The sequence below is a fragment of the Amycolatopsis sp. NPDC051045 genome (assembly GCF_040682955.1).
GTDB lineage: Bacteria > Actinomycetota > Actinomycetes > Mycobacteriales > Pseudonocardiaceae > Amycolatopsis.
The window spans coordinates 118,917-144,250 of sequence record NZ_JBFBCC010000014.1 but is presented as its reverse complement, the minus strand read 5'-3'; the positions used below and the strand labels follow the sequence as shown (position 1 = coordinate 144,250).

Sequence of the window (25,334 nt, the reverse complement as noted above, 5' to 3'; positions counted from 1 at the left end):
TTCCAGAAAGCGCTTTCTCACGCAACGGGCACCGAGAATGTCAACGTTGTCAACGGGCGCGATCAACCGGTCGGACGACTCGGCCACCCGGTCGGAAATTCTCCAGCGGCAGGACTCCTACCGAAGGGGCCGGGGGAAGATGCCGGCGAAGATCAGCGGCTCTTGCTGCGAGTCTTCCGCGGCTGCCGGCTTTCGGCGCGCATCGCCCGCGCGTCCAGGAAAGCGGCAACGCCGGACACCAGGGCGGCGAACAGTCCGAGGAACCGGCCGACACCGGGTCCGATGGCGACTCCGGCCGCCTCGAAGATGCCGCGCTGATCGGCGTCGAACTCCCAGTCCAGGGTGAGCCAGCCCAGCGCCATCAGCAGCACCGACGCCGCGGCGACCACCAGCCACAGGTGCGGCAGGCCGCTGACCCGCAGGTTCTGGATTCGCCCGAAAACGACCACGACCAACCCGGCCAGCAACAACGGCAGCGGCGGACACCAGGCGAAGAAGCTCGAGTGCCACGCGTCGCGGACGACGTCACCGTGCGGCAGCTGCGAAAGGATGTCTTCGATGTCCGGTTTGCTCGTGGTCAGCGTGGTCCACGGCAGGAACGTCGAACCCAGCGCGAGCAGCCCGGCCGCCAGGCCGAGCCACTCGCGCCAGGTGACGCTTTTGACGGAGAACGGCTGTGTCATGAAAACGGTCAGGAACCGACGCGCTCGATGATCAGCTCGCGGACTCGCTTGGCATCGGCCTGCCCCTTGGTCGCCTTCATGACCGCGCCGACGATCGCGCCCGCCGCGGCGACCTTCCCGCCACGGATCTTGTCCGCGACGTCCGGCTGCGCCGCCAGGGCTTCGTCGATCGCCGCGAGCAGAGCCGAGTCGTCCGAGACGACCTTCAGCCCGCGCTTCTCGACGACATCGCGCGGCTCGCCCTCACCGGCGAGCACACCCTGGACGACCTCCTTGGCCAGTTTGTTCGTCAGTTCGCCGGACGAAACCAGCCCGATGACCTCGGCCACCTGCTTCGGCGTGATCGCCAGATCGGCCAACTCGACCTCGCGGGCGTTCGCCTCCTGAGCCAGGGTGTTGACCCACCAGCCGCGCGCCTCGTCCGGCGACGCGCCGGCTTCGACCGTGGCCGCGACGAGGTCGACGGCACCGACGTTCAGCAGGTCACGCAGGGCTTCGTCGGAAAGCGACCATTCCTGCTGGATCCGCTTCCGCCGCTCGGACGGCATCTCCGGCAGCGTGCCGCGCAGCTCCTCGACCCACTCGCGCGACGGCGCGATCGGAACCAGGTCAGGCTCCGGGAAGTACCGGTAGTCCTCGGCGGTTTCCTTCGTCCGACCGGGCGACGTAGTGCCGTCGGCCTCCTGGAAGTGCCGCGTCTCCTGCTTGATCGTGCCGCCGTCGGCGAGGATCGCCGCCTGCCGGGTCATCTCGTAGCGGACAGCGCGCTCGACGCTGCGCAGCGAGTTGACGTTCTTCGTCTCGGTGCGGGTACCGAACTCGGTCGCGTCCTTCGCCATCAGCGAAACGTTCGCGTCGCACCGCAGCGAGCCCTGGTCCATCCGGACGTCGGACACGTCGAGCGCGCGAAGCAGGTCACGCAACGCCGACACGTAGGCGCGCGCGACCTCGGGCGCCCGCGAGCCGGTGCCCTCGATCGGCTTCGTCACGATTTCGATCAGCGGCACGCCGGCGCGGTTGTAGTCGAGCAGCGAGTGCTCGGCGCCGTGGATCCGGCCGGTGGCCCCGCCGACGTGCAGCGACTTGCCGGTGTCCTCCTCCATGTGCGCGCGCTCGATCTCCACGCGCACGACCTCACCGTCGTCGAGCGTGACGTCGAGGTAGCCGTTGAAGGCGATCGGCTCGTCGTACTGCGACGTCTGGAAGTTCTTCGGCATGTCCGGGTAGAAGTAGTTCTTCCGGGCGAACCGGCACCACTCGGCGATCTCGCAGTTCAGCGCGAGACCGATCCGGATCGCGCCCTCCACGGCCTTGCCGTTGACGGCCGGCAGCGCCCCGGGCAGGCCGAGGCAGGTCGGGCAGACCTTCGTGTTCGGCTCGCCGCCGAACTCGTTCGGGCAGCCGCAGAACATCTTGGTGTTCGTGTTCAGCTCGACGTGCACCTCGAGCCCGAGCACCGGATCGAACCGCTCGACGACGTCGGCGTAGTCCATCAACTCGGCCACGGCAGTCACTTCGTTCCTCCCAGCTCCGGGACCTTGTGGACGAGCGAGCCACCGGCGGCGGCGTCGCGGGCGGCCTCGTAGGCGGCGCCGACCCGGTAGAGCCGGTCGTCGGCCAGCGCCGGGGCCATGATCTGCAGGCCGACCGGCAACCCGTCCTCGTCGGACAGCCCGCTCGGCACGCTCATGGCGGCGTTGCCGGCGAGGTTCGACGGGATCGTGCACAGGTCGGCGAGGTACATCGCCATCGGGTCGTCGACGCGCTCGCCGATCTTGAACGCCGTGGTCGGCGTCGTGGGCGAAACGAGGACATCGACCTGTTCGAAGGCGGCGTCGAAGTCACGCGTGATGAGCGTGCGCACCTTCTGCGCCGAGCCGTAGTAGGCGTCGTAGTAGCCGGAAGACAACGCGTAGGTGCCCAGCATGATGCGCCGCTTGACCTCGGCGCCGAAGCCCTTTTCCCGCGTCAGCGACATGACCTCTTCGGCGCTGTGCGTGCCGTCGTCGGCGACGCGCAGGCCGTAGCGCATGGCGTCGAACCGCGCGAGGTTCGACGAGCACTCGCTCGGCGCGATCAGGTAGTACGCGGGCAGCGCGTAGACGAAATGCGGACAAGAGACCTCGACCACTTCGGCGCCGAGCGCGCGCAGCTGCTCGACCGCGGCCTGGAACGACCGCAGCACGCCGGGCTGGTAGCCGTCGCCGCCGAACTCCTTGACGACGCCGACCTTGACGCCCTTCAGGTCGCCGTTCGCACCCTGGCGCGCAGCGGCGACGACGGGCGGCACCGGCGCGTCGATGGAGGTCGAGTCCCGCGGGTCGTACCCGGCGATGACCTCGTGCAGCAGCGCCGCGTCGAGCACCGTCCGCGCGCAGGGGCCGGCCTGGTCGAGCGACGACGAAAACGCGACGAGCCCGTACCGCGACACCCCGCCGTAGGTCGGCTTGACCCCGACGGTGCCGGTCACGGACCCGGGCTGCCGGATCGAACCGCCGGTGTCGGTGCCGATGGCGATGGCCGCCTCGAAGGCCGCGATCGACGCCGACGAGCCACCGCCCGACCCGCCCGGGATGCGGGCGTGGTCCCACGGGTTGTGCGTCGGGCCGTACGCGGAGTTTTCGGTCGACGACCCCATGGCGAACTCGTCCATGTTGGTCTTGCCGAGGATGACGACACCGGCCTCACGCAGCTTGCGCGTCACGGTCGCGTCGTACGGCGGAATCCAGCCTTCGAGCGTTTTCGAACCACAGGTCGTCGGCACGCCCTCGGTGGTCAGCACGTCCTTGAGCGCGAGCGGCACACCGGCCAGCGGCGACGCGGGCGCCTGGCCGTCGGCGATGCCCTCGTCGACGGCCTTGGCCGCGGCCAGCGCACCCTCGGTGTCGACGTGCAGGAACGCGTGGATGTGGTCGTCGACCTCGGCGATCCGGTCCAGGTGGGCCTGCGTGACCTCGACCGCGGACACCTCGCGCGAGTGGATCTTTTCCGCCAGCTCTGCGGCGGTCAGCTTGATGAGCTCGGTCACTGCTCTTCCCCCAGAATCCGCGGCACCCGGAAACGTCCGTCCTCGGCGGCCGGCGCACTGGCCAGCGCCTGCTGCTGCGAGAGCCCGGGGACGACGACGTCCTGTCGGAAGACGTTCGTCAGCGGCACGGCGTGCGACGTGGGCGGCACGTTGTCGGCGGCGACCTCGCTCACCTTGGCCACCGAGTCCAGGATCTGGTCGAGCTGGCCGGCGAAGACATCGAGTTCGTCGTCGGTCACGGCCAGCCTGGCCAGCTTCGCGAGGTGCGCGACCTCGTCTCGGGAAATGTTGGGCACGCGGGTGACTCCCGGGTTGTGCTGTGCGGGTTGTCTCGGAAGCTGCAAGTCTATGGTGGCGGCGTGGGCGGACTCGACTGGGTTACGCCCGGCGCAGGCCGGCTGCCGTCCGGCGACGCTCACATCCCGTCCGGCGGACAGCAGGTCCCGCAAGCCGGGTGGGTCTGTCACAATCGGCGACCGGCATCGAGCGTCCCACGGCAAGGCTGGGACGCCAGAGGTGAGAGGGGCGCGTGGTGTCGTTCCTGATCCGGGTCCTCCTTCCGGACAGCCCGGGGACCCTCGGCGCGGTCGCCACGGCGCTCGGCACGGTAGGCGCTGACATCCTCAGCGTGGACGTCGTCGAACGCGGCAGCGGAGTCGCCGTCGACGACCTGGTGGTCGAGCTCCCGTCGGGCCGCTTGCCCGACGCGCTGATCACGGCGGCGGAGAGCGTCGAGGGCGTCGAAGTGGACGCGGTCCGTCCCTATGCGGGTGTCCTGGACACGCATCGCGAGCTCGAACTCGTCGAAGAGATCGCCGCGCAGCCGAAGTCCGGCCTCGACATCCTCGCCGAGGGCGTTCCCCGGATCGTGCGCGCCGGCTGGGCGATGATCGTCGAACACGCCGAGACCGGCGCGGTCCGGCTGGCCTCGTCCAGCGCGGCCCCGGAGACACCGATCACCGACCTGCCTTGGCTGCCGCTCGGGCGCGCGACGGTCCTCGACAGTGAAGAGGACTGGATCCCGGAGACGTGGAAGGAGCTCGGCACCGAGCTGGCCGCGACCCCGCTCGGCAAACCGGGCAAGGCGCTGCTCGTCGCCCGGCCCGGCGGCCCGAACTTCCGCGCCGCCGAGGTCGCCCGGCTCGCCCACCTCGCCGGCATCGTCGCGGTCGTCCTCGACGGCTGACGCGAAGACAGTCACGTCGTCGAAAAGGGACGAACCCGCGCGGGTTCGTCCCCTTTTCCGACAACGCCCAGGTCAAACGTCCAGCTGATAAGCGATCAGGTTGACGTGCGGGAACGGCCGCCAGTCCCGCTCGACCAGACGCGCGAAGCCGAGACGTTCGTAGAGCCGATGCGCGCTGTGCATCCGGTCGCCGCTGCTCAGCACGACTCTGCGAAGTCCCCGCGCGCGAGCGCGATCGAGCACGGCCTTGAGCAAGGCTTCGCCGATGCCACGGCCACGCGCCGACGGCGCCACGGCGAGCATCCGGAACTCCAGCTCGCCCGGACGCGAGATCTCGGCGTATTCAGACCCCGGATGCACGATGGTCACAGTGCCGACCACCAGCCCCGCCCCGTCCACGGCGACGAGGACCTCGGCCTCCTCGGCCCGCCGCGCGACGTCACGCAGCTTCGCGTCATAGCCGACGTCGTCGGCCAGGTGACCGTCTGCTTCGTACGCCCGCACCGTGACCTCGCCCGCCGCGGCGTACTCCTCCGGCCGCGGCGGCCGGATCTCGACATCACCCATTCGTGCCCCCCGTCTCGTCTTCGGCGGTCTCGTCTTCGGCGGTCTCATCGCCGGTGGGCAGCGCCACCTCCCGCGCTGCCTCGGGGCCCTGCTCCAGCAGGACGCGGAAGCCGGCTTCGTCGAGCACCGGCACCTTGAGCTGAACGGCCTTGTCGTACTTCGAACCAGGCGAGTCGCCGACGACGACGAACGCGGTCTTCTTCGAGACCGACCCGGCGGCCTTGCCGCCGCGGGCCATGATGACCTCCTTGGCCTCGTCGCGGGAGAAGCCGTCGAGCGAGCCCGTGACCACGATCGACAGGCCCTCGAGGTGACGCGGGATCGACGCGTCGCGCTCCTCTTCCATCCGCACGCCGGCGCGTCGCCATTTTTCGACGATCTCGCGGTGCCAAGCGACCTCGAACCACTCCTGCGTCGCGTGGGCGATGGTCGGGCCGACGCCGTCGACCGCCGAGAGCTCCTCCTCGGTGGCCTGCTCGATCCGTTCGATCGAACCGAACTCACGGGCCAGCGCCTGCGCCGCCGTCGGTCCGACGTGCCGGATAGACAGGGCGACCAGCACCTTCCACAGCGGTCGGTCCTTCGCCGCGTCGAGGTTGGCGAGCAGCTTCCGCGCGTTCACCGACAGCTCGCCCGCCTTGGTGCGGAACAGCTCGACCTCGGCGAGACTCTCCTCGCTCAGGTCGAAGACGTCGCCCTCGTCGGCGACCACCCGCGCGTCGAGCAGCGCGACCGCCGCCTCGTACCCGAGGACCTCGATGTCGAACGCGCCGCGCCCGGCTAGGTGGAAGAGCCGCTCCCGCAGTTGCGCGGGGCAGAACCGGGTGTTCGGGCAGCGGATGTCCTTGTCGCCTTCCTTCTGGTAGGCGAGCTCCGTGCCGCATTCCGGGCAGTGGGTGGGCATGACGAACTCGCGTTCGTCGCCCGTGCGCGCGTCCACCACCGGCCCGAGGACCTCGGGAATGACGTCCCCGGCCTTCCGGATGACGATCCGGTCGCCGATGAGCACACCCTTGCGCTTGACCTCCTCCTGGTTGTGGAGGGTGGCCCTGGCCACGGTCGACCCGGCGACCGTGACCGGCTCGGTGACCGCGAACGGGGTCACCCGCCCGGTCCGCCCGACACCGACCTGGATGTCCAGCAGCGTCGTGATCGCCTCTTCCGGCGGGTACTTGTACGCGATCGCCCACCGTGGCGCACGCGAAGTCGTGCCCAACCGCCGCTGCAACACCACCTGGTCGACCTTGATGACCACGCCGTCGATTTCGTGTTCGGCGTCGTGCCGGTGCTCGCCCCAATAGGCGATGTGCGCGGTGAGCTCGTCGGCCGAAGTCAGGACCTTGCTGTGCGGCGACACCGGCAGGCCCCACGCCGCCAGCGCGTCATACGCCTCCGACTGGCGCTGCGGCTCGAAGCCCTCGCGCTTGCCGAGCCCGTGGCAGATCAGCCGCAGCCGACGCTCGCGAGTGATCTTGGGATCCTTCTGCCGCAGCGAGCCGGCCGCGGTGTTGCGCGGATTCGCATACGGCGGCTTGCCCGCTTCGACCATCTTCGCGTTCAGCTCGAGAAAGTCCTCGACGCGGAAGTAGACCTCGCCCCGCACCTCGACCAGGGCGGGCACCGGGAACTCGTCGGTGCCGGTCAGCGTCGGTGGTACCTGGTCGAGTGTGCGGACGTTGAGCGTGACGTCCTCACCGGTCCGGCCGTCACCCCGCGTGAGCGCCCGGGTCAGGTGGCCGTTTTCGTACAGGAGGTTGATGGCCAGGCCGTCGATCTTCAGCTCGGCGAGGAACTCGGTGCGCCCGGCCTCCTTCTCGACGCGTTCCACCCACGCCAGGAACTCGTCGTGGTCGAACACGTTGTCCAGGCTGAGCATGCGCTCGAGGTGGTCGTGCGCAGTGAACTCGGTCGAGAACGTGCCTCCGACCCGCTGGGTCGGCGAATCCGGTGTGACGAGCGCCGGGTGCGCCTCCTCGAGCCGCTGCAGTTCGCCCAGCAGCTCGTCGAACTGCCCGTCGGAGATGATCGGCGAGTCCAGGACGTAGTAGCGGAACTGGTGGTCGCGCAGTTCCTCGGCGAGGGCACTGTACCGCTCACGAACGTCGGCCGGGACGTCGGTGACGTCCTCCGCGGCCACCGGGGCGTCGACCGCCGCAACCTGGTCCTGGGGAAGTTCGGTGCTGCTCACGGGTAGTAACCCTAGCTGGCGGTACCGACATTTTCGTCCGGTCCGCTGCCCAGCCCGCGGACCAGCTCACGGAACTCCAGAAGGGTGATGGCGCCGGTCGGCTCGACCTCTGCGGTCTCGACGCGCCGTAACCGTTCGGCGGCGAGCCGTTCACCCAGTGTGGCGTCGAGGGGCAGGAAGGTCATGGTCTGCCGGGCGGCTTCGTCGAGGTCTCCGAAGCCGGGGTGGAAGACCGCGACGTCGACCACGTGCTCGTCGTCGTCGACCTGAGCGACGACCCGGACCTCGGCCAGAGCGATCCGGTGCTCGCCGAGGTTCACCGTCACCTCGGTGGGATCGGGCACCGGCGGGACCGAGTCGTGGTATTCCCAGATCGCGTCGTCCGGCGGCGCGACGGCCCGCCACGCGTCGGTGAATGGCCGCACTTCGGGATCTTCCTGGCCGGTCACGACCAGCGCGTAGATCGCCTGGCGACCACGCTCGAGCGAGAAGTGCAACCGCGGGTGCAGGGCCTCGACGAGCTGGCAGAGCTCATGCTCGACCCGGTGCGGCTCACCCTCGCCCAGCGCCGCGCTGACCATCGGGAGCAGCTCGAACCAGCCGTGCCAGAACGCCTCCGCGGCGGCCGCCGGGTTCTCCGGCACGGGCTGCTCGGGCCACGCGGTGCGCGGGTCGGGCGGATCGGCGGCGGCGCTCTTGCGGCGGAACAGACGCATGGTTACGGGTGATCCTCGTTCGGTCGGCTATCCGACACGCTACTTGCCGGCCGCCGCGGACGTCGGCGAGTCGCCCGATTGCGTCACCAGCCTTCCGGCGGCTCCACGAAGGCTTTGCCGAGGTCTCGCGTCATCGAGAGGGCCCGTCGCATCCATTCCGGCGTTGTGCCGGCGAGACCGCAGGCGGGTGTCGGTACGGCTCGTTCGGCGAGGACGCTGCGGTTGAAGCCGAGCCGGTCGGCCAGCCGGAACGCCGGCTCTCCGACGTCCTTCAGGCTCAGCGGAGACGCGGGAGAGGTCGTCGGGACCGCGCCCAGAAACAGCGTTGCCCCGCCGTCCCACACTTCGCCGATCTCGTCGAGGAACGCGGCAGAGGCACCGTCGAGGGCGATCAGGTCGAAGGCGAGGGCGTCCGCGCCGGCCTCACGCAGCAAGCCCAGCGGCGGTTTCTCGGCACAGCAGTGCAGGATGACCGGCTGGCCGGTGATGCGCCGGGCGCCGTCGATCACGGTGGTCAGCAGCTGACGGGCCTCGGGCGCCGGCACCGCCGAGACGTTCCCGTAACCGGAGGGCGTCGACAGGTCGCCGGCCAGCACCGCCGGCAACGACGGTTCGTCGAACTGGACCACCACCGGCGCGCCCGTCCTGGCCTGCACTTCCGCGACGTGTTCGACGAGGCCGTCCAACAGAGACGACGTGAAGTCCCGAAGGGCGCCGCGATCGGTGAGCACGCGATGGCCCCGGGACAGTTCGATCCCGGCGCCGAGCGTCCACGGCCCGGCCAGCTGGACCTTGAAGACCGGCGGCGTGACCCCGGCCTTCTCCCGCGCCTCTTGGACGGCGTCGAGATCCCAGCGCAGCAGGTCGATGGCCCGCCGGTGCTCGTGTCCGGGCCGGGACGCGACGCGGTAGCCGCTCGGCACGACCTCGACAGCCAGGTCGACCAGCAACGCGGCGGTCCGGCCGAGCATGTCCGCCCCGACGCCGCGGGCCGGCAACTCGGGCAGATGCGGGAAGTCGGGCAGCTCACCGAACACGACCGCCGCCGCTTCGACGGGATCGTCGCCCGGCATCGATCCGATCGCCGTCGCGGCCCCGCTGGGCCAGATTCGCTCACTCACGACCACCGATTCTGGTCGACCCCCGACTACTGGCCCCGGCCGGGGCATCAGGATGCGGACATTCACCGCATTTCCGTTGAGCGACACCATGGACGGCCCCGCGGCGATAGGCTGACCGGCCATGACGAGTTCGCCACCGCAGCCAGGCTGGTACCCGGACGCGCGGGACCCCCGTCTGCACCGGTGGTGGGACGGCCAGTCCTGGACCGCCGACACCCGGCCGGCCTACCAGTCCCCGCCACCGAGCGATTCCGAGCCGATCGAACTGGACATCGAACGCGCCCACGACCCGGCCCGGATCCAGAACCAGGTCAATCGCGCGACACGCGGCCGAGGCGGCGTGCACAGCGGGGGCGGGACCCTGTTCACCGAGCCGGTCCTGGTGGTCAACCAGCGCGCCAAGCTGATCGAGATGGCCAACGAGTTCGGCGTCTTCGACCAGCACGGCAACCGGCTCGGCGGGGTCGTCGAGGTGGGCCAGAGCACGCTGAAGAAGGCGATCCGGCTCCTGACCAACTACGACCAGTTCCTGACCCACAAGTTCGAGGTCCGCGACGCGAACCACAGCACCGTGCTCAAGGTGACCCGGCCCGCGAAGGTGTTCAAGTCCCGATTCCTCGTCACCAGGGCGGACGAGACCCCGATCGGCGAGATCGTCCAGGAGAACGTCTTCGGCAAGATCCGGTTCGGCTTCGTCGTTGACGGCCGCTCGGTCGGCGGGATCTTCGCGGAGAACTGGCGCGCCTGGAACTTCTCGATTCGCGACCACGCCGGCACCGAGGTCGCCCGGGTGACCAAGACCTGGGGCGGGTTCCTCAAAGCCGCCTTCACCACGGCCGACAACTACGTCGTGGAGATCCCGCACCCCCTGCCGGATCCCCTCGCCAGCATGGTGGTCGCCGCGGCCCTGACGATCGACACCGCGCTGAAGCAGGACACCGACTGAGCAAGTGACCGGCGTCTCATCTCCGCCAGGTGGACAGCGAGCCCGGCACGGCTCAGGGTGAAGAAGGGCCGGGACACCGCAGTCTCGCCGGGACGGAGGTCACCGTGGAACCGTTGCCGGAAAGCAGCGACAGGAACTGGACCGAGGCCGGAATCTACGAGGTCTCGGCCGGTGTCTACCGGATCCCGTTGCCGCTGCCCAACGACGCTTTGCGCGCGGTCAACGTCTACGCGGTCACCGACGGCAAGAAGCTGGTCCTGGTCGACTCCGGCTGGGCGCTGACCGTGGCCCGGCAACAGCTCGCGGCCGCCCTCGGCGGGATCGGAGCCGAACTCGCCGACGTCAGCGAGTTCCTCGTGACCCACGTGCATCGGGACCACTATTCGCAAGCTGTGGTCCTCCGCCGTGAGTTCGGCTCGAAGATCGCCCTCGGCCAGGACGAAGAGCCGTCGCTCAAAGCATCCGGCAATCCCGACCGGCTGCCGATGGAGGCACAGGTCGATCTCCTGTTCCAGGCCGGAGCCGGCGAAGTCGTGGAAGCGCTGGCCCGGGAGTTCGGCACGGACCGCCGGCACACGGAAGCCGACCTCTGGGAAGGGCCCGACGAATGGCTGACACCGGGTCCGCGGCCGATCCTGCCCGGGCGCGAATTCGAAGTCGTCGCCACTCCGGGACACACGTCGGGGCACGTCGTCTTCGTCGACGACACAGCCGACCTGTTGTTCTCCGGTGACCACGTGCTTCCACACATCACGCCCTCGATCGGGTTCCAGCCCGTGCCGGCCGAGTTGCCGCTCAACGACTTCATCGACTCGCTTCGCTTGGTGCGCGCCATGCCGGACCGCCGCATGCTTCCCGCGCACGGCCCGGTGTCCGAAAGCGTGCACACCCGAGTCGACGAACTGCTGGAGCACCATCGGCAACGCCTTGAGACGATAGCCTCGCAAATCGCGGCCGGCGCCAGCAGCGCGTACGAGGCCGCGCACCGGATCGGCTGGACCCGCCGCAACCGCAACCTGTCCGAAATGGACTCCTTCAACCGGATGCTCGCGGTCCTCGAAACCGCGGCGCACCTCGACCTCCTGGTGTCACAAGGCAAACTGAACGCCCAAGCTGTCGACGGGGTTCGGCGTTACACGGTGACGTGAGGGCCCCGCACGCGGTCAGCACTGCGGGTAGCCGCCTCGTTGCAGTTATGTCCGTCGTCCGGCCTCCTGCATACTGGGTGAAATGGATGTCATCAGACGTGCCCGGGCGACGGACGTCGAGGCGCTCGTGCGCCTGTTCGGCGCACCGGGCGAACCGCTGGCAGCCGCGCTCCGGGAACTCACGAACACTCCGCACGTCACGCTGGTCGTGGCCGAGGACGACAACGGCGTCGCCGGCACCGCACAACTGACAGTGCTTCGAGGTCTCGCCTGGGACGGCGCGCCCCGTGGCCTGCTCGAGGGCATCCGCGCCGCTCGGCGTGGGGTGACCAGCGCCCTCCTGACCTGGGGCATCGACGAAGCCCGCCGACGTGGCTGCACGCGCGTCCACCTCGATTCGGGCCTCAACCGCGGCGACCTGCGAGACTTCTACGCACGCTTCGGTTTCGAGTACAGCTACCAAGGTTTCACCCGAGTCCTGTGATACTGGCGGCGTGGCCGAATACACCATCCGCAGGGCACGGCGTGAGGACATCGGTGCGATCGTGCGCATGCTGGCGGACGATCAGCTCGGCGCCGGCCGGGACGATCCCGGCGACCTCGAGCCGTACCTGCGTGCCTTCGACGAGATCGACGGGGATCCCCATCAGCTTCTGGTGATCGTCGCCTGCGGAGACGCGCCGGTCGGCACCTTGCAGCTCACGATCATCCCCGGCCTCGCCAGGCGCGGTGCCCTTCGGGGTCAGATCGAGGCCGTGCGGATCCACGCCGACCATCGAGGCACCGGACTGGGCGCCGAGCTCATGCGCTGGGCGATCGACGAGTCGCGGCGGCGCGGGTGCGCCCTGGTACAGCTCACGTCGGACACCTCCAGGACGGAAGCGCACCGCTTCTACGAGCGCCTCGGATTCGTGCCGAGCCACACGGGTTTCAAGCTCAAGCTCTGAGCGGCAAAGCCCTCTACGCACATCAAAGCAACGACTGTCTATTTCGGACATTGACCCTCCCATGAGCGTGACGCGGGCGCCTACGCACGCGAACCATCCCGAAACAATTGCGATCCGTCAAGCCGCGAAGGGCGCGAACGGACCGTTCGCTCCCTTTTGCCACCCATTCCCCTGAATCTCGATGACTTTCCCCGCGAGCCGTCGTACGGTCGGGTTCATGACACCTTCCCAGCCAGTCCGCAAGCTCGTCCCTGCCACTGCGTCCCAGAGCGACGACGAACTCCCGTTCGTGCTGCGTTCAGTCCGAGCTGACCCGAACACCCTGCAGCACATGAAAGACGAACAGGTCGTCGACGTGATCCGCGATAGCGAAGCCGAGATCTCGAAGTTGCAAGCACTCCAGCTAAGAGCGATCGCGGATCTGAGCGTGCGCCGGAGACGGGCGTCCAGCGCCTCGTCGGAAGTCGCGTTGGCCTTGTCCATAACGGAACATCGCGCCAGTGCCATCGTTTCCGCGGCCAACGCGCTGATCGCCCGCCTCCCCCGCATGCTCAACCTCATGGACGACGGCCGGCTCGACCTGTATCGCGCCATGAAGGTCACTGATGCGACGGCATGGCTGTCGGGAGATCACGTACGCGTCGTCGACGCGACGCTCGAGGATCGGGTTCCAGGGCGGAACGCCACACAGGTCCGCCGGGCAGCGGCCTACGCGGCCGCGCAGGCCGATCCCGAGGGTGCAGAGCTCCGCACCGAGCGAAAGCTCGTCGAGCGGCGACTCAGCCTGCACCACCAAGACACCGGCGTGACCCACCTGTCGGTCAACAACGCACCGACCGAGAAGGCAACCGCCGCCTACGCCCGCGTCGACCAGGCCGCCCGGGCGTTGAAGACAACCGACGAGCCGCGAACGCTGGATCAGCTCCGAGCGGACGTAGCCATCGATCTGCTGCTCAGCGGCACTGGAGGGCCGAGCGCACGCACCGAGGTGTTCCTGCACATCGACGTGGCCACCTACCTCGGGCTCAACCAGTCTCCGGCAACATTGGCTGGTCGCGGGCCTGTCGCGGCTGCGTTGGCTCGCCACATCATCGGCGGGCCTGACACGACGCTGCGTCGGGTGCTCACCGACCCACGAACCGGTCAGGCGGTCGAACTGTCTCCGACGCGCTACCCGCTCGAGCAGAACGAGTTCATCCGGGTCCGCGACCAGGAGTGCCGGCAACCCGGATGCACGCGTCCCGCGCAGAGTTGCGGAATCGAAGGGACTCGCGCGAAGGGCGAGGCCGAAGGAGCTGCAGATCAGCTGGTCACGTTCTGCTCGCGACACCGCAAGCTGAAGGGACAGCCTGGCTGGGACTACGAAGTCACGCCGGGCGGCACCGTGAACGTCGCGACGCCGGCCGGGCAGGTGCATTCGACAACGCCCCCGTCGATGCACCCGGGTCGCCGGCGGGCGAACCGACTCCGGAAGAAGCCACGGAAGTGACCGATGATCAGCGGGTGCCGGAGATCTTCGCGCTGCCGAGGACGACGTCCCCACCTTCGGGGTCAGGGCGGTAGAGAACGACGACCTGGCCCGGAGCGACCCCGCGCAGCGGCTCCCGCAAGTGCACTGTCATTGTGTCGGAATCCACGTCGGCGACCGCGTCCACGATGCCTCCGTGGGCCCGGACCTGGACCACGCATTCGGTGGGTTCGGTCAAAGGCCGGCCGCTGGGCCAGATGGCCCGGTCGGCCTCGATCACTGTGACGCCGAGCCCGGCCACAGAGCCGACCTTGACGGAGCCGGACACCGGTTCGAGCGACAGGACGTACCGAGGACGGCCATCCGGCGCCGGAGCGTCGATCCCGAGGCCCTTGCGCTGGCCGACGGTGAACCCGTGCACTCCGGTGTGCCTGCCGAGGACAGCACCCGTCTCCGCGTCCACGAGCTCGCCGGGACGCTGACCCAGCCGGTTCTCCAGGAACTTCTTGGTGTCGCCGTCCGGGATGAAGCAGATGTCGTGGCTGTCCGGCTTGTTGGCGACGGACAGGCCTCGTCGCTCCGCCTCGGTCCGCACGTCGGTCTTCCAGGAGTCGCCCAGAGGGAACATGGCGTGGCTGAGCTGGTCCGGTGTCAGCGAGGCGAGCACGTACGACTGGTCCTTGCCGCTGTCGGCACTACGGCGCAGCTCGGGCACACCGTCCACCACGGAGAGGCGCGCGTAGTGGCCCGTCGCAACCGCGTCGAATCCGAGCGCCATCGCCTTTTCGAGAAGCGCTTCGAACTTGATCTTCTCGTTGCAGGTGACACACGGATTCGGGGTGCGCCCGGCGGCGTATTCGCCGACGAAGGTCTCAACGACCTCTTCGGTGAAGCGCTCGGCGAAGTCCCAGATGTAAAAGGGGATACCGAGGATGTCAGCGGCCCGCCGGGCGTCGTGCGAGTCTTCGATCGTGCAACACCCGCGCGAACCGGTCCGCAAAGTTCCCGGTTTGGCCGACAGTGCCAGGTGCACACCGACGACGTCGTGCCCGGCGTCGACCGCGCGCGCCGCGGCGACCGCCGAGTCCACTCCTCCGCTCATCGCGGCCAAAACCCGCATTGCCTTACACCTCTTGCTTCTGAGTCTGCTTGCGCATTCCGGCGAGGCCGGCCTGTCGGGCGCGCATGACAACGCCGCCGATCTCGGCAGCCACCGCCTCGACGTCCGCGGCGGTGGATGTGTGGCCGAGGGAAAAACGAAGGGAGCCGCGGGCCGCCGCCGGGTCGGCCCCCATGGCGAGCAGTACGTGGCTCGGCTGGGCGACGCCTGCCGTGCACGCCGATCCCGTCGAGCACTCGATGCCCTTGGCGTCGAGCAGCATCAGCAGGCTGTCGCCGGCACATCCGGGGAATGTGAAGTGGGCATGGCTGGGCAGCCTCTCGCCATTCCCGCCGTTGAGGACGGCGTCGGGTACCTCGCGCTGGACGGCCTCAATGAGCCCGTCTCGGAGTTCCTCAACGCGCTTCGCGTACTCGGCCCGGGTTGCGACGCTGGTGCGGACAGCAGCTGCGAGACCGACGATCGCCGGGACGTCCAGGGTCCCGGAGCGGACATTGCGCTCCTGACCTCCGCCGTGCAGCAGGGGCACACAAGGCACGTCGCGTCCAAGCAGAAGTACTCCCACTCCGATCGGGCCACCGAGCTTGTGTCCGGTCAGGGTGAGCGCAGCGGCGCCGCTGGCCGCGAAGTCGACCGGAGCGGCACCGACAGCCTGAACCGCGTCGGTGTGGAACGGGATGTCGAACTCGGCGCACACTGCCGCCAGCTCGGTGATCGGGTTGATCGTGCCGACCTCGTTGTTCGCCCACATCACGGTGGCCAGCGCCACGGTTTCGGGATCCGCGGCGATGGCTGCACGGAGCACGTCAGGCGAAACCCGGCCCTGGCTGTCCACGTCGAGCAAAGTGACCTCGGCGCCGCTGTGGGCTTCCAGCCATTCGACTGTGTCGAGCACGGCGTGGTGTTCCGCGGCACCGCACAAGATGCGACGACGCTGCTTCTGCTCGTCGTAGCGGGCCCAGTAGATGCCCTTGATCGCGAGGTTGTCGCTCTCGGTGCCTCCGCCGGTGAAGATCACCTCGGATGGACGGGCGCCCAGCGCCTCGGCGAGCGTTTCGCGGGCTTCCTCGACCATCCGGCGGGCCCGGCGGCCCGAAGAGTGCAGCGCCGAGGCGTTGCCCACGGTGGACAGCGCCTCGGTCATCGCCGCTATGGCGTCGGGCAACATCGGAGTGGTCGCCGCGTGGTCGAGATAGGTCATCGCTCCATCAGGGTAGTCCGCTCCAGCGCGTGACGAAGCCCACCCTGGCTCTCGAAGTGGCCTGTCACACCTTCGATGGCCATCGCCCGGTCAGCCGGGCGCCCACCATCGCGAGGGCCACCAAGGCCACTGTGAGCAGCGCCATCGCCGGCGACGGGTCCAGAACCGAGCCGACCGCGCCAAGCAGCACGCCACCCAAGCCGATGAGCAGTGCTGAGCCCACCCAGTCCGCGAGCTGCATCGCCGAGGTGTTGAATCCGCGTTCACCTTCGGGTGAGTAGCGGAGCAGCAAGACGGAGATGGCGGGCATCGCGATCCCCATGCCGGCGCCACCGATCGCGCAGGCCACGAACGCCACCCAGCCGGGGAACCATGGCTGCGAAACCAGGCCGAAGCAGACCAGTCCGGCCGCGACCAGCCAGAATCCGGTGCGCAGCGATGCCTCCCTCGACCAGCCGAGGTACCGGCCTTGCGCTGCCGAGGCCGCGGACCAGCCCAAAGCCGTGATCGTGAGTGGCAGGCCGGCGAGGGTGGGGCTGTAGCCGTGGACCGCGCTCATCGTCAGCGGGAGGTACGCCTCCATCCCCGCGTACGCGCCGGCGATCAGGGCACGGGAGGCGATGACCGTGGGCAAGCCGGGACGGGAAGTCAGTGTCCCGGCCGGCAGCAGCGTCCGGAGGGCGTAGCCCAAGGCGATGAGCCCGACCGTGCCGTAGCCGAGGGCGAGGAGCGACTGGTGCTGGGCTGCCCACGTCAGCGCTGCGACGCCCAGCGCGGCGATCATCGCCTGGGGAACGCTCGCCTGCCGGCCGCCCATGGCCAGTCCGTGCGCGGGCAAGCGCCGGACGACCACCACCAGCATGAGGACGCCGACGGCCACGAGCGGGACCAGGCCGAGGAAGACCCACCGCCAGCCGACGCTGACCGTCACGACCCCGGCCACCGAAGGCCCGATGACCGCCGGCAGGACCCAGGCGGCGGCGTTCGCGGCGTAGATGACCGGACGTTCGTGGTCGCTGAACGTCAGCGCGATCAGGAGCGAGACCGAGACCAGGAGCAGCCCCGAGCCGAAGCCCTGCAGCGCGCGGCCGAGGAGGAACAGCGGCATTCCGCTCGCCGTTCCCGCGACGACGAGACCCGCTGCGAACAGCAGAGGCCCTGCCAGCAGTGCCGGCGCCGGGCCGCGGCGGTCGCCGATCCGGCCCGAAAGCACCGTCGCGACGACGCTGGAAATCAGGAAGATCGTGAACGGCCACGCATAGAGCGACAACCCGTGGAGGTCGGCGACGAGGGTGGGCATCGCCGTCGCCACGCCCATGCTCTCGAACGCGACCAAGGTGACCACGAGCAGCAGCGCGATCGTGGTCAGCCGGTGTTCCGCGCTCCAGAGCACACTCCGGCGACGGGGTGCGGAGTCGCTCGTCGAGGCCATGATCAGCAGCGTGCAACCTCCAGTCCGCTGGAGGTCAAGGCGGTTCAGGCGGAGCGGTGCGCCACTGGTTCCAGCGGCAGGTCGCGGGCCAGCGCGGCCGCCTCGCCGCGGGAACTCACGTCCAGCTTGTCGAGGATGTTGCGGACGTGGAACTTCACCGTGTGCTCGCTGAGCTGGAGTTGCCCGGCGATCTGCCGGTTGCGCAGACCTTGGGAGATGCCCGTCAGCACCTCCAGTTCGCGCGGGTTGAGCCGGTCGAGCGGACGCAGCTCCGGCGGGTCGGCCACGCCGAGCGGGAGAACGGCGGTGATCGTCGTGCCCCAGCCCGGCACGGCGTCGACCTCCCAGTGGCCGCCGAGGGCCGTGAGCCGCTCGGTCAGGCCTCGATGCGGGAGTGCGTCGGCGACTTCGGGGCAATCGTCGCGGACCGTGATCCGTAGCACCGAGCCGTCCACGCGCCAGGACGTCCGCAGACGCGTGGTCGCGGAACGGTCCAAAGCGGCGAGCACCAGACCACGGGTCAGGGTCCGTGCCGTGTGGGCGATGTCCTGCGGGAGTGACGCGTCGCCGACGGGGTCGGCCAGGTCGACGTCGACGTCCGTGTGCCGTACGAGGTCGACGAGCTGGGTCTTGAGGACGGCGAACGCCGTGTCGGTCTGCTCCGCGGACAGGACCTGGTCGCGGTCGACGACGCCTTTGAGCTCGAGCAGCGCGTCGGCGGCGAGGTCGACGGCGGTGCGGCGGGCGACGACGTCGGAGAGCCGTCCGGAGCGGAGCACCGCCAGAAGCGTGACCAGAGTCGCCGCATGCGTCTGGCCGAGGTCGGTGATCGCCTGGGCGCGGGCGGAGGCTGCGGCCAGGCTGCTGGCCACGACGTCCGGGCCCGGATCGGTCGCCCGCCGGCCGGCGTCGACGCTGACGATGTCCCACAGCCGGACCGCCAGCTCGAGCTCCGCAGACGGCGGCTCCGCGGCCTCCGGCACCACAGCGAGCACAGCGCCTTGGCCGACGGCCGGCGCCGCAGCGAGCAGGACGAGGCGGCGCTCGACGCCACCCAGCACGCCGTCGATCACCAGAGCTTTGCCCGGCTCGCTGCGGTCGACCAGCCGCTGCAGCTCGACGCTCGTCACGGTCCGGGTGATCGCTTCGTCGCCGATGACCTTGAGCGGGCTGCGGGGACAGTCGCCCGTCTGCATCGCGGCCGCGCGGTGCGGGATCAGCTTTCCCAGCTCGGCGGAGAACCGGCCGAGCAGCTGGGGCCGCGGTGCCGACAGCAGCCGCTCGACGACGTCGAGCACGTGCCGCGGGTCCGACCGGGAAACATCCATGGTCCCCAAGGTAGGCGCGTCCGCGGTCCGGCGACCTGCTCGTCCGGCTAGTGAACACTGCTCGTCCGGGCGGTTCGGCGGGTCCGGCGGGCGAGTTGACTTCTCGGGGAGGACATTCGAACCCGAAGGTCACGAACCGAGGAGCGAACACACCATGCAAGCGATCACCTTCTCCGCCTACGGCGGGCCGGAAGTCCTGCAGCTGTCCGAGGTTCCGGTGCCGGAGCCGGGCCCGGGGCAGGTGCGGCTGGCCATCCGGGCCGCCGGGGTCAACCCGATCGACTGGAAGATCCGCAACGGCGCCATGCAGCAGAACTTCCAGGTCCCCTTCCCGCACATCCCCGGCCTCGAGGTCGCCGGGGTCGTCGACGCCGTCGGCGAGGGCGCGGCCTTCGCCGTGGGCGACGAGGTGTTCGGCTGGTCGGAAACCGGCGCCTACGCCGAGTACGCGCTGGCGAAGACGGTCGCACCGAAGCCGGCGAGCCTTTCGTGGGCGGCCGCGGCGGCGTTGCCGGTCGCCGGGGAGACGGCGCTTCGCGTCCTTGGGCTGCTCGGCGTCCGTGAAGGCGAGACGCTGCTGATCCACGGCGCGAGCGGCACCGTCGGCCGGTTCGCCGCTCAGGTCGCCGTCGCACGGGGCCTCACCGTCATCGGCACAGGCGGGAGCCGGAGTCTCGAGGACCTGAAGTCGCTGGGCGTCGTTCCGGTGCTCTACGGCGACGGCTGGCCGGAGCGGGTTCGCGAGGCCGCGCCCGGACCGGTGGACGCCGTGTTCGACGCCGCCGGGCACGGGGTGCTGCCTGGGTCCGTCGAGCTGCGGGGCACCAAGGAGCGGATCGTCACCATCGCCGATGCGGCCGCGTTCGAGCTGGGGATCCCGTTCTCCAGCGGGGGCGAGCAGACCCGTGAGGTCCTCAACGGGATCGCCGGTTGGGTGACCGATCGCGGGGTCAGCATCGCGCAGGGCAAGAGCTACCCGCTCGCCGAGGCGGCCGCGGCGCAGGTCGAGAGCGAGGGCGGGCACCCTGGCGGAAAACTGACGATCGCCGTCGGCTGAGGACCGGACCGGCGCCGACCGAGGGCTGAACGGGACCTGCCACCGGACCACGGTGGCGAGTCCCCGACCCGGGCCTGCCGCCGGATCGCGGCGACAGGGCCCGGATCACTTCGCGGAAGGCGAAGCCAGGGGGACCGTCTGGCGGCGCGGGGTCCGGCGCCGCTGCTGGGCCGGGATCTGCACCGTGCCCAGCGCGGAATGGACCGCAGCCTCGGCGAGGGCGGCCAGTTCGCGGCGGGTCTCCGCGCGGCCAGGGGCGATCTCCGGGCAGACGTGGATTTCGAGCACCAGCCCGCGCAGGGCCGCGACCCGGCGCAGGGACGCGATCAGCGACTCCGGGCCGATGAACGCCGGACGGCTGGTCTCGCGGCCGTCGACGAGGCGGTACCTCAACGCGATCGGGCGCACCGGGACGCCGCCGTCGATGGCCGCCTGGAACGTCGCCGTGGTGAAGCGGCCCGAGGCCCGGCCGCACCACGTCGTGCCCTCCGGGGTGACGCTCACCAGCGCGCCCGTCCGCAGCGCGTCGGCCAGCGTCGCCATCGTGGCCGGCAGCGACGTCAGCCGCTCGCGGTCGAGGAAGATGCTGCCGCCGCGGCGGACGAGGCCGCCGAGCACCGGCCAGCCCGCGATCTCCTTCTTCGCCAGCGCGCGCATCGGCCGCAGCGCGTTGATCGCGACGATGTCCAGCCACGAGATGTGGTTGTTGACCACCAGGGCGCCACGGCCGGCGGGCGCGCTGAGGAAGTCGGCACCGCCCCGGATGTCCAGCCGGACCCCGAACGCCCGCAGCACGCCGCGGAAGATCAGCCGGAGCAAGCGCTCGCGGCCTGGCGTCACCAGCAGCAAAGGCGCGGACAGCAGTGCCGCGAAAACGACCGAGACCGCCGCCGCGAAGCGCAGAACCCGGCGTGAAAGGCCGACCACGGGGTCGTCGGCGGTGAGGCAGCCGTCGCCGCACGGCGAGGACGGCATCCAGGCGTGGCTCATACCTGCACCCCGAGGAAGAACTTCAGGTACCGCTCGTCGACGTTCTGCAGGTCCAGCACGACGAAGAAGTCCGCGACGCCGAAGTCGGCGTCCAGCGCGGGCGGCCCGTAGGCCTTGGCGCCGAGGCGGACATAGCCCTTGATCAGCGGCGGCAGCGTGGCTCGCGCCGGGCGTTCGATGCCCGAGACGTCCCAGGGGATCAACGGCGTGACGCGTGTGGCCTCGTCGGAGTAGTGCTTGGTGCGCAGGAGGTCCCAGACGCCGGCGGCGAAGGAGCCGTCGCCCACCAGGGGGACGGAGGCGCAACCGGCGAGGTAGCGGTGGCCGGAAAGCAGCATGTAGCGGGCGATCCCGGCCCAGACCAGGCTGACGACGGCGCCGCTGCGGTGGTCCGGGTGCACGCACGACCGGCCGGTTTCGACCAGCGACGGTCGCAGGTCGTCGATCGCGCTCAGGTCGAATTCGCTGTCGGCGTACAGCTTCCCGGCCTGGGCGGCGCGCTCCGGCGGCAACATCCGGTAGCAGCCGACGATCTCGCCGGTGTTGTCGTCGCGGACCACGAGGTGGTCGCAGAACTCGTCGAACTCGTCGATGTCGAGACCGGGCCGCGGGGAGTGGAGGCGCGCACCCATTTCCTCGGCGAAAACCCGGTGACGCAGTTTCTGCGCCGCGACCACTTCGTCGTTCGCGTGCGCGACGAGAAGGGAGTACCGGGGAGCGCCTGCGGGGCGCTCGGCACCCGCCTGATCAGTGCTGACGAGGAGCTGTGACGTCGTCATGGTCAAGGTGTACCTGCGCGGAGGAAGCCGCGGAGAGTGCGATCCGATGACCGATCAGTGCACGTTCAGTTAATGGCGGGTTCTCAGGCTCTTCTCAGGTCCCGGAAATGCGCGAAGGGCCTTCCGGGACGTCCGGAAGGCCCTTCGACGTGGCTGGAATCAGCCCTTGCGCTTGTCGACCGCCTCGGTCAGCTGCGGCGCGACGTTGAACAGGTCGCCGACGATGCCGAAGTCGGCGATCTCGAAGATCGGCGCCTCCGGGTCCTTGTTGACGGCGATGATCGTCTTCGACGTCTGCATGCCCGCGCGGTGCTGGATCGCGCCGGAGATGCCGAGCGCGATGTACAGCTGCGGCGAGACCGTCTTGCCGGTCTGGCCCACCTGGAACTGCGCCGGGTAGTAGCCGGAGTCGACCGCGGCACGCGACGCGCCGACGGCCGCGCCGAGCGAGTCGGCCAGCTTCTCGACGACGTCGAACTTCTCCGCCGAACCGACACCGCGGCCACCGGAGACCACGATCGAGGCCTCGGTCAGCTCCGGCCGGTCACCGCCGGTCACCGGCTCGACGCCGGTGATGCGGGTGGACTTCGCCGCGTCGACGGCGGGGAGCTCGACGGTCTCCTCGGCCGCCGCGCCCTCGGCGGGCTCGGCCTCGACCGCACCCGGGCGGATGGAGACGACCGGCGCACCCTTCGCGGACTTGGACTTCACCGAAAACGCGCCACCGAAGATCGACTGGTCGATGACGCCGTCACCGTTGACGCCCACGGCGTCGTAGATCAGGCCGGAGCCCAGGCGCACGGCCAGGCGGGCGGCCACCTCCTTGCCCTCACCGCTGGCGGTGACGAGCACGGCAGCCGGGGACGCCTGCTGCGCGAGGGCAGCGAGCACGTCCACCTTGGGCGTGACCAGGTAGTTCGCGGCGTCGTCGCCTTCCGCGACATACACCTTGGCGGCGCCGTGCGAAGCCAGCGCCTGCTTCGCCTTGGCGGCGGTGCCGGTCGGGCCGACGACGACGGCCGACGGCTCCCCGAGCGCGCGGGCGGCGGTCAGCAGCTCGAGCGTGACCTTCTTGACCTCACCGTCGACGTGGTCGACGAGGACGAGTACTTCAGCCATTGTTCTACTTCCTCCTCGAAGAGCCGTTGTCAGATGAGCTTCTGGCCGACCAGGTACTCGGCGACCTTGGTGCCGCCGTCGCCCTCGTCCTCGACCTTCTCGCCGGCGGTGCGCGGCGGCTTCGGGGAGGACTCGGTCACCGTGGACCACGCGTTGGCGAGGCCGACCTCGCCCGCGTCGATGCCCAGGTCGGCGATGGTGAACGTCTCGACCGGCTTCTTCTTCGCGGCCATGATGCCCTTGAACGACGGGTAGCGCGGCTCGTTGATCTTTTCGCCGACGCTCACGATCGCGGGCAGGTTCGCTTCGAGGCGGGTCAGGCCGTCCTCGGTCTCGCGGGTGGCCTTGATCGTCGTGCCCTCGACGGTCAGCTCGCGCACGTAGGTGACCTGCGGCAGGCCGAGCAGCTCGGCGAGGATCGCCGGAACGGCGCCACCGCGGCCGTCGGACGACTCGTTGCCGGCGATGACGAGGTCGTAGCCCTCGACCTTGGAGATCGCGGCGGCGATCACCTTCGCGGTGGCGATCGCGTCGGAGCCGTGCAGGGCCTCGTCGGAGACGTGGATGGCCTTGTCGGCGCCCATGGACAGCGCCTTGCGGATGGCGTCGGTCGCGCGGGTCGGGCCCACCGAGATCACGGTGACCTCGCCCTCACCGGCTTCCTTGATCTTCAACGCCTCTTCGACGGCCTTCTCGTTGATCTCGTCGAGCACGGCGTCGGCGGATTCGCGGTCAAGGGTGTGGTCGGCCCCGTTGAGCTTGCGCTCCGAGTAGGTGTCCGGTACCTGCTTGACCAGGACAACGATGTTGGTCATGGGTCTGCTTCGACCTCCCGGTTGTGGCCCGCGGACGCCCACGGGTCAGTGCTCTACTGGCCGGTAGATTAGGGCCATTCCGCCGCCAGGACCCGTCGAGGTGACGCCATTCACCTGGATGCGCAATCTAGTGGGACGATCGTCCCGTTAGTCGACCGGTTACCCCGCCCGAACTGCCGTTCGTCCGATTGGCCCAACCGCGGCCTACTACCAGTAGGTCGACAACGATTAACCTCCCCGACCATGCCCGCGCGCATCGCCGTCATCACCGACTCGAGCTCCTGCCTGCCCGACCTCGTCGCCTCCCGCTGGGCCATCGGAGTCGTCCAGATCCAGCTGAACCTGGGTGGTCACTTCGACGACGAAAACCGCTTCGACCGCGGCGAGGTGATCGACGCGATGAGAGGCGGGCAAGTGATCACCACAGCGCCTCCGGATCCCGGGGCGTTCTTCTGGGCCTACCAGGAAGCGGTGGCCTCCGGCGCGACGGCCATCGTCAGCATCCACCTCTCCGGTCGCATGTCCGACACCGTCCGCGCGGCCCGGGAAGCCGCCCAGCAGGTCCGCATACCGGTGCACGTCCTGGACAGCCGGACCACCGGCATGAGCCTCGGCTTCGCCGCCGTGTCCGCCGCCCGGGCGGCGGCGGCCGGCGCGGACGCCGACCGTGTCATCGAAGCCGCCGAACGCCGCTGCACCACCAGCACCGAGTTCATCTACGTCGACACGCTCGAGTACCTGCGGCGGGGTGGCCGGATCGGCGCCGCGCAGGCCATGTTCGGCAACGCGTTCTCGATCAAGCCGCTGCTCACGGTCAAGGACGGCGAGGTCGCGCCGCTGGCGCGGGTTCCCGGCACGCGGCGGGCCCTGGCCAAGATGGTGGACCTCGCGGTGAAGAAGTCCGGCGGTTTCCGCGCCGACATCGCCGTGACCCGGTTCGGCGCCAGCGACCACGAACTGGAAATCGGCAGGCAGATCGAACGCCGGGTGCCGGCGATGGTCGAGAGCATGGTCGTCGAGGCGAGCACGGTCATCGGCGCGCACCTCGGCCCCGGCGCGCTCGGCATCACGGTGTCACCGGTGGGCTGACGCGCCGCCCCGGGACCAGCAGGAGCGCGAGCGGCAGCAGCACGCCCAGCCCGGTCGTCGCGACGATGAGCACCTGGTCGATCCGCTCGAAGTGTCCGACGTGGCCGAGGTGGTAGAGGAAGTGCGGGACGCCGAACAGCAGCGCCGAGACAGCCGCGAGCCGCGCCACCGCTGTGGTGCCGATCACGGCGGCCCCGATCAGCAGGGCCGCGAGCCCGAGGTTGAGCCCGCCGAAGTCGCGCAGGAGGTGCTCGTTGAACGGTCCGTCCATCGACACCCAGCCGGAGCGGAAGCCGGGAAAGTCCTGGTAGAAGCCGGTCGGAGAGATCAGCGGCCAGAGGCCGACGGGCACTTCGACAAGGCCGAAGACGACGAGCAGAACGCGGGTGATGGTCCGTTGCATGAC

The 25,334-nt window shown here is 69.7% G+C and carries 25 protein-coding genes; 8 read left to right on the top strand and 17 right to left on the bottom strand.

What is annotated here, in order from left to right; translation table 11 throughout:
• Window positions 1-152: 152 nt before the first annotated feature.
• From AB0M80_RS29465 to gatC, 4 genes are read right to left on the bottom strand one after another with little or no spacing between them, the layout of a single operon-like run.
• Entirely contained in the window at window positions 153-683 is a 531-nt protein-coding gene (locus AB0M80_RS29465) for a hypothetical protein (protein ID WP_364571440.1), read from the bottom strand.
• Window positions 684-691: 8 nt separating this feature from the next.
• Window positions 692-2,197: an Asp-tRNA(Asn)/Glu-tRNA(Gln) amidotransferase subunit GatB gene (gene gatB, locus AB0M80_RS29460; RefSeq protein WP_364571438.1), complete on the bottom strand. Its 1,506-nt coding sequence runs from the start codon at window positions 2,195-2,197 to the stop codon at window positions 692-694.
• On the bottom strand, window positions 2,194-3,711 hold the full coding sequence (gene gatA / locus AB0M80_RS29455; protein WP_364571436.1) for an Asp-tRNA(Asn)/Glu-tRNA(Gln) amidotransferase subunit GatA: 1,518 nt from the start codon (window positions 3,709-3,711) through the stop codon (window positions 2,194-2,196). Before gatA ends, gatB begins: the two co-directional genes overlap by 4 nt.
• The gene (gene gatC / locus AB0M80_RS29450; RefSeq protein ID WP_364571434.1) at window positions 3,708-4,007 is read right to left on the bottom strand and encodes an Asp-tRNA(Asn)/Glu-tRNA(Gln) amidotransferase subunit GatC; all 300 of its coding nucleotides are present in this window, start codon (window positions 4,005-4,007) and stop codon (window positions 3,708-3,710) included. Before gatC ends, gatA begins: the two co-directional genes overlap by 4 nt.
• 236 nt (window positions 4,008-4,243) lie before the next feature.
• Here gatC and AB0M80_RS29445 point away from each other — a divergent pair, with 236 nt between their 5' ends.
• Entirely contained in the window at window positions 4,244-4,897 is a 654-nt protein-coding gene (locus AB0M80_RS29445) for an amino acid-binding protein (protein WP_364571700.1), read from the top strand.
• A gap of 72 nt (window positions 4,898-4,969) precedes the next feature.
• Here the strand turns inward: AB0M80_RS29445 and AB0M80_RS29440 are convergent, their stop codons facing one another.
• The 4 genes from AB0M80_RS29440 to AB0M80_RS29425 form a co-directional block, all read right to left on the bottom strand.
• Window positions 4,970-5,464, bottom strand: a complete 495-nt coding sequence (locus tag AB0M80_RS29440; RefSeq protein WP_364571432.1) for a GNAT family N-acetyltransferase — start codon at window positions 5,462-5,464, stop codon at window positions 4,970-4,972.
• On the bottom strand, window positions 5,457-7,652 hold the full coding sequence (gene ligA, locus AB0M80_RS29435) for an NAD-dependent DNA ligase LigA (RefSeq protein WP_364571430.1): 2,196 nt from the start codon (window positions 7,650-7,652) through the stop codon (window positions 5,457-5,459). The genes AB0M80_RS29440 and ligA overlap by 8 nt, the downstream gene beginning before the upstream one ends.
• An 11-nt stretch (window positions 7,653-7,663) precedes the next feature.
• On the bottom strand, window positions 7,664-8,368 hold the full coding sequence (locus AB0M80_RS29430; RefSeq protein WP_364571428.1) for a hypothetical protein: 705 nt from the start codon (window positions 8,366-8,368) through the stop codon (window positions 7,664-7,666).
• Between the two features lie 83 nt (window positions 8,369-8,451).
• Window positions 8,452-9,489, bottom strand: coding sequence for a methionine synthase (locus AB0M80_RS29425; RefSeq protein WP_364571426.1), 1,038 nt, complete (start codon window positions 9,487-9,489; stop codon window positions 8,452-8,454).
• Window positions 9,490-9,610: 121 nt separating this feature from the next.
• Between AB0M80_RS29425 and AB0M80_RS29420 the strand changes: the two genes are divergently transcribed.
• The 5 genes from AB0M80_RS29420 to AB0M80_RS29400 all read left to right on the top strand — a co-directional run bounded on the left by AB0M80_RS29420 (window position 9,611) and on the right by AB0M80_RS29400 (window position 14,019).
• Complete coding sequence (locus tag AB0M80_RS29420; RefSeq protein ID WP_364571424.1) at window positions 9,611-10,435, top strand: phospholipid scramblase-related protein; 825 nt, start codon at window positions 9,611-9,613, stop codon at window positions 10,433-10,435.
• Between the two features lie 104 nt (window positions 10,436-10,539).
• A complete protein-coding gene (locus AB0M80_RS29415) occupies window positions 10,540-11,583 on the top strand; it encodes an MBL fold metallo-hydrolase (RefSeq protein WP_364571422.1) in 1,044 nt (347 codons plus the stop codon).
• Window positions 11,584-11,665: 82 nt separating this feature from the next.
• A complete protein-coding gene (locus AB0M80_RS29410) occupies window positions 11,666-12,067 on the top strand; it encodes a GNAT family N-acetyltransferase (RefSeq protein WP_364571420.1) in 402 nt (133 codons plus the stop codon).
• 10 nt (window positions 12,068-12,077) lie between these two features.
• Window positions 12,078-12,530: a GNAT family N-acetyltransferase gene (locus AB0M80_RS29405; RefSeq protein WP_364571418.1), complete on the top strand. Its 453-nt coding sequence runs from the start codon at window positions 12,078-12,080 to the stop codon at window positions 12,528-12,530.
• Window positions 12,531-12,747: 217 nt separating this feature from the next.
• The gene (locus AB0M80_RS29400) at window positions 12,748-14,019 is read left to right on the top strand and encodes a DUF222 domain-containing protein (protein ID WP_364571416.1); all 1,272 of its coding nucleotides are present in this window, start codon (window positions 12,748-12,750) and stop codon (window positions 14,017-14,019) included.
• Window positions 14,020-14,026: 7 nt separating this feature from the next.
• On the opposite strand, the gene mnmA is transcribed toward AB0M80_RS29400, so the two are convergent.
• The 4 genes from mnmA to AB0M80_RS29380 all read right to left on the bottom strand — a co-directional run bounded on the left by mnmA (window position 14,027) and on the right by AB0M80_RS29380 (window position 19,079).
• Window positions 14,027-15,118, bottom strand: coding sequence for a tRNA 2-thiouridine(34) synthase MnmA (gene mnmA, locus AB0M80_RS29395; protein WP_364571414.1), 1,092 nt, complete (start codon window positions 15,116-15,118; stop codon window positions 14,027-14,029).
• A 4-nt stretch (window positions 15,119-15,122) separates the two neighbouring features.
• Window positions 15,123-16,319, bottom strand: coding sequence for a cysteine desulfurase family protein (locus AB0M80_RS29390; RefSeq protein ID WP_364571412.1), 1,197 nt, complete (start codon window positions 16,317-16,319; stop codon window positions 15,123-15,125).
• 64 nt (window positions 16,320-16,383) lie between these two features.
• Window positions 16,384-17,751 (bottom strand): MFS transporter, encoded by a 1,368-nt coding sequence (locus AB0M80_RS29385; protein ID WP_364571410.1) that lies wholly within the window; start codon window positions 17,749-17,751, stop codon window positions 16,384-16,386.
• Window positions 17,752-17,795: 44 nt separating this feature from the next.
• A complete protein-coding gene (locus AB0M80_RS29380; protein ID WP_364571408.1) occupies window positions 17,796-19,079 on the bottom strand; it encodes a LuxR C-terminal-related transcriptional regulator in 1,284 nt (427 codons plus the stop codon).
• 154 nt (window positions 19,080-19,233) lie between these two features.
• Here AB0M80_RS29380 and AB0M80_RS29375 point away from each other — a divergent pair, with 154 nt between their 5' ends.
• Window positions 19,234-20,136 carry an NADP-dependent oxidoreductase gene (locus tag AB0M80_RS29375; RefSeq protein ID WP_364571406.1) on the top strand — a complete coding sequence of 301 codons (903 nt, stop codon included), beginning with the start codon at window positions 19,234-19,236 and terminating at the stop codon, window positions 20,134-20,136.
• 105 nt (window positions 20,137-20,241) lie between these two features.
• On the opposite strand, the gene AB0M80_RS29370 is transcribed toward AB0M80_RS29375, so the two are convergent.
• The 4 genes from AB0M80_RS29370 to AB0M80_RS29355 all read right to left on the bottom strand — a co-directional run bounded on the left by AB0M80_RS29370 (window position 20,242) and on the right by AB0M80_RS29355 (window position 23,839).
• Window positions 20,242-21,126, bottom strand: coding sequence for a lysophospholipid acyltransferase family protein (locus AB0M80_RS29370; protein WP_364571404.1), 885 nt, complete (start codon window positions 21,124-21,126; stop codon window positions 20,242-20,244).
• A complete protein-coding gene (locus tag AB0M80_RS29365; RefSeq protein WP_364571402.1) occupies window positions 21,123-21,905 on the bottom strand; it encodes a GNAT family N-acyltransferase in 783 nt (260 codons plus the stop codon). The genes AB0M80_RS29370 and AB0M80_RS29365 overlap by 4 nt, the downstream gene beginning before the upstream one ends.
• A 159-nt stretch (window positions 21,906-22,064) precedes the next feature.
• Window positions 22,065-23,024, bottom strand: coding sequence for an electron transfer flavoprotein subunit alpha/FixB family protein (locus AB0M80_RS29360; RefSeq protein ID WP_364571400.1), 960 nt, complete (start codon window positions 23,022-23,024; stop codon window positions 22,065-22,067).
• 29 nt (window positions 23,025-23,053) lie between these two features.
• On the bottom strand, window positions 23,054-23,839 hold the full coding sequence (locus AB0M80_RS29355; protein WP_364571399.1) for an electron transfer flavoprotein subunit beta/FixA family protein: 786 nt from the start codon (window positions 23,837-23,839) through the stop codon (window positions 23,054-23,056).
• 243 nt (window positions 23,840-24,082) lie between these two features.
• On the opposite strand from AB0M80_RS29355, the gene AB0M80_RS29350 reads away from it, so the two are divergent.
• Window positions 24,083-24,928, top strand: a complete 846-nt coding sequence (locus AB0M80_RS29350) for a DegV family protein (RefSeq protein WP_364571397.1) — start codon at window positions 24,083-24,085, stop codon at window positions 24,926-24,928.
• Here the strand turns inward: AB0M80_RS29350 and AB0M80_RS29345 are convergent.
• The gene (locus AB0M80_RS29345) at window positions 24,906-25,331 is read right to left on the bottom strand and encodes a hypothetical protein (RefSeq protein ID WP_364571395.1); all 426 of its coding nucleotides are present in this window, start codon (window positions 25,329-25,331) and stop codon (window positions 24,906-24,908) included. The genes AB0M80_RS29350 and AB0M80_RS29345 overlap by 23 nt on opposite strands.
• Window positions 25,332-25,334 lie beyond the last annotated feature (3 nt).